Origin of the sequence: Micromonospora sp. NPDC049257 (assembly GCF_040678915.1) — a bacterium.
In the GTDB taxonomy this organism is placed as follows: Bacteria; Actinomycetota; Actinomycetes; order Mycobacteriales; family Micromonosporaceae; genus Micromonospora; species Micromonospora antibiotica.
In genome coordinates this window covers 1-5632 of record NZ_JBFAQU010000053.1, presented here as the reverse complement: position 1 = coordinate 5632, position 5632 = coordinate 1, and the positions used below count along the sequence as shown (strand labels likewise).

Below are 5632 nucleotides of genomic sequence, written 5' to 3'. Positions count from 1 at the left end.
CGTCGATGACCTGCCAGGCGCCCCGCTGCTGGAGGACCGAGGTCATCAGGGCGCGGTACTCGCGGGCCAGGTCGCGGTGCTGGACGCACGCCGACCCGGCCGCCGGGTCGATCGACGGTTGCGGAGCCTGCCCCGCCGACCGACCCTCCTCCGCCAGCCCTCGTCGACCGAGGAGCAGGTCCGTCAGCCGAGGATCACACCCGAGGCGCCGACGCCCGCCATCCCGGAGATGATGTCCTCGTAGTACATCCGCCAGGCGCACTTGCGGTTGGCGGGAACGTAGCCGGTGCACGGCGTCAGCGTGTTGAGGTCGTCGATGGCGGTGTTGGTGCCGGTGGCCCAGACCTGGAGGGTGTTCGCACCGTTGACGATCTGCACCGGGCCGCCGCTGTCGCCCTGGCCGACCGCGTTGGTACGGGTGGTGCTCTCCGCCTGCACCTGGCCGCAGACCGTGGCGAAGTCACGCACGTTGATGCACAGGTCCCGGGCCTTGACCTGGATCGAGCAGCGGGTCCCGGAGTACGCCCCGGAGGTGCAGACGAAGTTGCCGACCTGGCTGGCCAGCGCGCCGATCACCTGGTTGTTGAACTCGCTGACCACCGCGCCGTTGGCGTCGGTGCTGTTGTTGAAGACCCGGCCGCCCGCGCTGGCGGTCAACAGCAGGGTGTCGGTGCCGGTGTTGCGGATGCCGACCGCGCCGATGGTCTGACCGGTCGGGTCGGCCGCGACGACGTTGATGTTGGCGCAGTGCGCCGCGGTGAGCACCCGCGCGTTGCCGGTGCGGAACACGCCGAAGCCGGTCGAGCAGCCGCCACCGGTGGCGGTGTTGCGCCACGCGGCACCACCCCACCACGGCGCGGTGTCGTCCCACCGGGTGGCGGGCGCGGCGGAGACCCCGGTCTGCACGGTCACCGGGACGCCGGCCATGCTGGCCGCGCCGAGCAGGCCGCTCTGCGTACCGACGAGGAGGCCGGCGCCGTCGGCGCGCGGCCCGACCGTGGTGATCTTGTTGCCGGCCGAGCGGCGCAGCTTGGCCGCCGCGACGTCCAGCTCCCGTCGGGTGTACGCGGCGGGCAGCACCTCGGTCGGCACGGTGGCCCGGCTGGTCGCCACCAGGCTGGCCGGTGCCTCGCCCTTCCAGAAGACCTGCAGCTTGCGGGCGGTGGGATCGGCGATCACACCGGCGAAACCGGACTTGGCGTCACGCTGTGCGATCTTCGTGATCCGGGCGGCAGCGGTGTTCATCCGCTGCTGCAACGTGAGCAGCTCCTTCCAGGAGGCGAAGCCCCCGGGCACCGGCGTGCTGTCGACGAACGATCCGGTGGTGGCAGCCTTGCCGCCCGGCGCGGCGGGAGCGGGTGCGGCGGTGGCCGGCGCGGTGGCCACCCCCGCGACGAGCATCGTGACGCCGAATGCGGCGACGGCGACGCGACGCAGCATCCCTGCCGACCGCAGCACGGTCGGGTGTGGACGAGTCATGAAGTGTTCCTTCCCCAGAGTGGTGCGGGCGCCAGCCCGCCCTGGGGACATTGGCAGGTGTCGAGGGTGTCCGGCGGTCCATCCTGGACACCGTCGGACACCCCCGGACAGCGTCGGACGGGAAGCCGCCCGGACCGGTCGCACGCCGATGGTCGGCGGGGCACATCCCATCAGGCGAAACCAGCGCGACATGGAACTGTCATACATCGGCGGTGACCTACCGGCATCGGGTGACCGGTTCTACCCTGCCGGTGTCGGCATTCCGGGGCGACGGGATGACGGGGGTGGAGGGCGCATGTCCGACCAACGGGTACCTTCGGGCGCGCGACAGGGGGGCACCGGGACGAACCGTCCCGCAGCGGCGGTGACCCACCTGGACGCGGGGGCGCAGACCGTGCAGGAGCTGGCCGGGCTGCTGCGCCAGCTGCGCCGCCGGGAGGCCCGGCAGCAGGGTGAGACCCCACTGACCTACCGCCAACTGGCGGCGAAGACCGGCTGGTCGAGGGGAGTGATCGGGGAGTACTTCGCCGGCAACATCCTGCCCCCACCGGAGCGCTTCGACACGCTGATCCGGTTGCTCGGGGCCAGCCCCGCCGAGCAGGGGGCGCTGGCCACCGCACGGGACCGAGTCGAGGAACGCCGGCGGAACACCAACCCGGAACACCCACCCGCCGGCCGGGCCGGCCGCGCGACCGTCCGGGCCAGAGCCGGCGGCACCCGGGTCGGCACACCGGCGGCGCGGCTTCCGGTGCCCCGGCAACTGCCCCCGGCGCTGCCCGGTTTCGTCGGGCGGGCCGCGCAGCTCGCCCAGCTCGACGCCGGTTGCGCCGGCCACGGCACGCCCGGCTGCGCCGAGTCGACCACCACGATGACCCTGTCGGGCACGGCCGGGGTCGGCAAGACGACGTTGGCGCTGCACTGGGCCCACCGGGTCGCCGACCGCTTCCCGGACGGCCAGCTCTACGTCGACCTGCGTGGCTTCGACGCCACCGGGGCGGTGGTGACGGCCGCCGAGGCGGTCCGGGGATTCCTGGAAGCCCTCGAGGTGCCGCCCGAGCGCATCCCCACCCACCTGCCCGCGCAGGTGGGCCTCTACCGCAGTCTGCTCGCCGGCCGGCGGATGCTGGTGCTGCTGGACAACGCCCGCGACGTCGAGCAGGTCCGGCCGCTGCTGGCCGGCGGCCCGAGCTGCCTGTTCCTGGTCACCAGTCGCAACCGGCTGGCCGGGCTGATCGCCACCGAGGGGGCCCGGCAGATCGCCGTCGACCTGCTCAGCACCGCCGAGGCCTGGCAACTGCTGGCCCGCCGGCTCGGCGCGGCCCGGTTGACGGGCGAACCGCAGGCGGTGGAGGAAATGATCGAGCGGTGCGTACGGCTGCCGTTGGCGCTGGCCGTGCTCGCCGCGCGCGGGGCGGCGCACCCCACGTTCCCCCTGTCCACCATCGTCGCCGAGCTGCGGGAGGCGCCCCGCCTGCTGGACTCCTTCGACGGCGGGGACACCGGCACCGACGTGCAGTCGGTCTTCTCCTGGTCCTACCGGAACCTGACCCCACCGGCGGCGCGACTGTTCCGGCTGCTCGGCTCGCACCCGGGGCCGGACGTCGGGATCGCCGCGGCGGCCAGCCTGGCCGGACTGCCCCGCAGCCAGGTGTCCCGGCTGCTGGCCGAACTGGCCCACGCCCACCTGGTCACCGAACACGCGCCCGGCCGGTTCACCGCGCACGACCTGCTGCGGGCGTACGCGGGCGAGTTGGCCGAGAGCCTCGACCCCGCCGAGGAGCGGCAGGCCGCGGTCCGGCGAGGACTGGACCACTACCTACACACCGCGCACACGGCGGCGCTGCTGCTGCAACCCGGTCGGGACCCGGTGGTGCTGGCGACCGCCCTGCCCGGGGTGACGCCCGAGGAGTTGACCGACCACGCTGCGGCCCTGGCCTGGTTCACCACCGAGTACCCGGTGCTGTTGGCGGCGGTCTCGCACGCGAGGCGTACCGGGTTCGACGGCCATGCCTGGCAACTGGCCTGGACCCTGGTGGATTTCCTCCAGCGCCGGGGGAACTGGCTGGACCTGGCCGCCGCCCAGCAGGCCGCCCTGGCCGGGGCGCAACGGGTGGGGGACCGGGCGGGGCAGGCGAACGCCCACCGTGACCTGGCCCGGGTGCTCTGCCGGTTGGGTCGGCTGGACGAGGCGGTCGCGCACTACCGGGAGGCGCTGATCCTGTTCGCCGCGTTGGGCGACCACACCGGGCAGGCGCGCACCCACCGGGCGTTCGGCGCGATGTTCGACGGGCTCGGCCGGTACGCCGAGGCGTTGGAGCACGGGCAGCGGGCGCTGGCGCTCTACCGGGCCGCCGGGCACCTGGCCGGGGAGGCCAGCGCCCGCAACGGGGTCGGCTGGGCGCACGCCCAACTCGGCCAGTACGGGCCGGCGCTGGAGCACTGCTCCCAGGCGTTGGCCCTGCTGCGCCCGACCGGCGACCGGCACGGCGAGGCGAACACCTGGGACAGCCTGGGCTTCATCCACGACCGGCTGGGCCAGCACCGGCGGGCGATCCGTTGCTACGGCCTGGCGCTGGCGCTCTACCGGCGCATCGGTGACCGGTACGACGAGGCCGACACCCTGACCCGGCTCGGTGCGACCCGGCAGGCGGCGGGGGACGTACCCGGTGCCCTGCGGACCTGGCGGCGGGCGCTGGACATCTTCGACGACCTCGGCCACCCGGACGCCGCCCGGGTCCGTGACCTGCTGACCCGGGTCACCGTCGGGACAGGTGCGGGCGGGACTCCTGGCCCGGGCGTGGAGGGGAGTGGTTGATCGGTGCTGTGCCCGACAGGCCGGCCGGGGTCAGGCTCACGAAACTCCTGATCCCCACCCCGGTGGGGCGGCCTGCCCGGCGCGACGCCCGACGGGGTGCGGGCGGCCTGATGCCCCGACGGCAGGTCGTACGGGTGTCAGAACAGGGTGAGCGGTCCGGTCGGGATCGGCTCGGGCAGCGCCGCCAGCGCGGGCACCCGGGCCCGTACCTCGTCGTGGAACCGGCGGGCGAGCAGGGGTGCGTCGGCATTGTCCGGGGTGTGCACGAACATGGTCGGTGACCGGCCCTCCCGCAACCAGCCGGCGGCGATCTCGACCCAGCGCTGCCAGCCCTGCACCGTCTCCGACTCGGCGTCGCGGCCGAGGTACCTGACGATCGGCCGGTCGGTCAGCGCCGCCGTCCGCAACGGCAGGCGGGGTTTCTTCGTCCACGCCTCCCGCTCCGCGTCACTGGTCGGCGGAGTACGGAAGAACGCGGTGGTGTCGAAGGGGACCCACTCGGCCGAGGCGTCGGCGAGCACCCCTTCCAGCAGTCGCGTCGCGCCGGGCTCCCGGAAGAAGGCGGGGTGCCGGACCTCCACGGCGTACCGGTGTTCGGTAGGCAGCCGACGGAGGAAGTCGGCGAGCACGGGGACGTCCGTCGGTGCGAACGACCCCGGCAGCTGGATCCACAGGGCGTGCGCCCGGCTGCCGAGCGGCGCGATCGCGTCGAAGTGGGCCCGCAGCGGCGCGTCGGCGTCGACGAGCCGGCGTTCGTGGGTGACGGCCTTCGGCAGTTTGAGGACGAACCGGAAGTCGGGCCCGGTCTGCCGGGCCCAGGACTCCACGGTCTCCCGGGTCGGGGTGGCGTAGAACGTGGTGTTCCCCTCGACCGCGTCGCACCAGCCGGCGTAGTGCCGCAGCCGTTCCTGGGCCGCAAGCGGGTGGGCGATCAGCCGCCCCTGCCACGACCGGTGGGTCCACATCGCGCAGCCGACGTGCAACCGCATGATCCCGATCCCCTCCCGCAGCGCCGTCCGATCCGGTCCGTGGGCGCACGGTATCGGAGCGCTGGCGACCCGCGTCGGGCGGACCGGTACCGGAACGGGTGCTGCCGGAAGGTGGACTGCGGGAGTGGTCGGGCACGGGCGTCTCCACCCTGCCGCCTGCTGGAAGTCGGGATGCCCTGCCGGCCGACGGGTGCCCTGCTGGAAGAGACGGGTGCCCTGCTGGAATACGGGTGCGGCGGCCCACCCGGGTCGGGTGGGCGTCAACGTGACCCATCATGGGTGGGACCCGAGGTCCCATGGCGGCTACTGTCCGTGCCCGGACACTGCCGGCCAACCGACAGCGTCCGGC

The 5632-nt window shown here is 73.9% G+C and carries 3 protein-coding genes; 1 reads left to right on the top strand and 2 read right to left on the bottom strand.

Annotated features, from left to right (window positions below; translation table 11 throughout):
* Positions 1–183: 183 nt before the first annotated feature.
* Positions 184–1479, bottom strand: a complete 1296-nt coding sequence (locus AB0K25_RS31630) for a S1 family peptidase (protein ID WP_219467953.1) — start codon at positions 1477–1479, stop codon at positions 184–186.
* 295 nt (positions 1480–1774) lie between these two features.
* Between AB0K25_RS31630 and AB0K25_RS31625 the strand changes: the two genes are divergently transcribed.
* The gene (locus tag AB0K25_RS31625; RefSeq protein WP_363823997.1) at positions 1775–4294 is read left to right on the top strand and encodes a tetratricopeptide repeat protein; all 2520 of its coding nucleotides are present in this window, start codon (positions 1775–1777) and stop codon (positions 4292–4294) included.
* A gap of 137 nt (positions 4295–4431) precedes the next feature.
* Here AB0K25_RS31625 and AB0K25_RS31620 read toward each other — a convergent pair whose 3' ends face one another.
* Positions 4432–5259 carry a DUF72 domain-containing protein gene (locus tag AB0K25_RS31620; protein WP_363823999.1) on the bottom strand — a complete coding sequence of 276 codons (828 nt, stop codon included), beginning with the start codon at positions 5257–5259 and terminating at the stop codon, positions 4432–4434.
* Positions 5260–5632: the final 373 nt, after the last annotated feature.

What these genes read in the sequence shown, in the direction of transcription:
- AB0K25_RS31630 (WP_219467953.1), bottom strand. Translation starts at nt 1,479, where the DNA reads ATGACTCGTCCACACCCGACCGTGCTGCGGTCGGCAGGGATGCTGCGT.
- AB0K25_RS31620 (WP_363823999.1), bottom strand. Translation starts at nt 5,259, where the DNA reads ATGTGGACCCACCGGTCGTGGCAGGGGCGGCTGATCGCCCACCCGCTT.
- AB0K25_RS31625 (WP_363823997.1), top strand. Translation starts at nt 1,775, where the DNA reads ATGTCCGACCAACGGGTACCTTCGGGCGCGCGACAGGGGGGCACCGGG.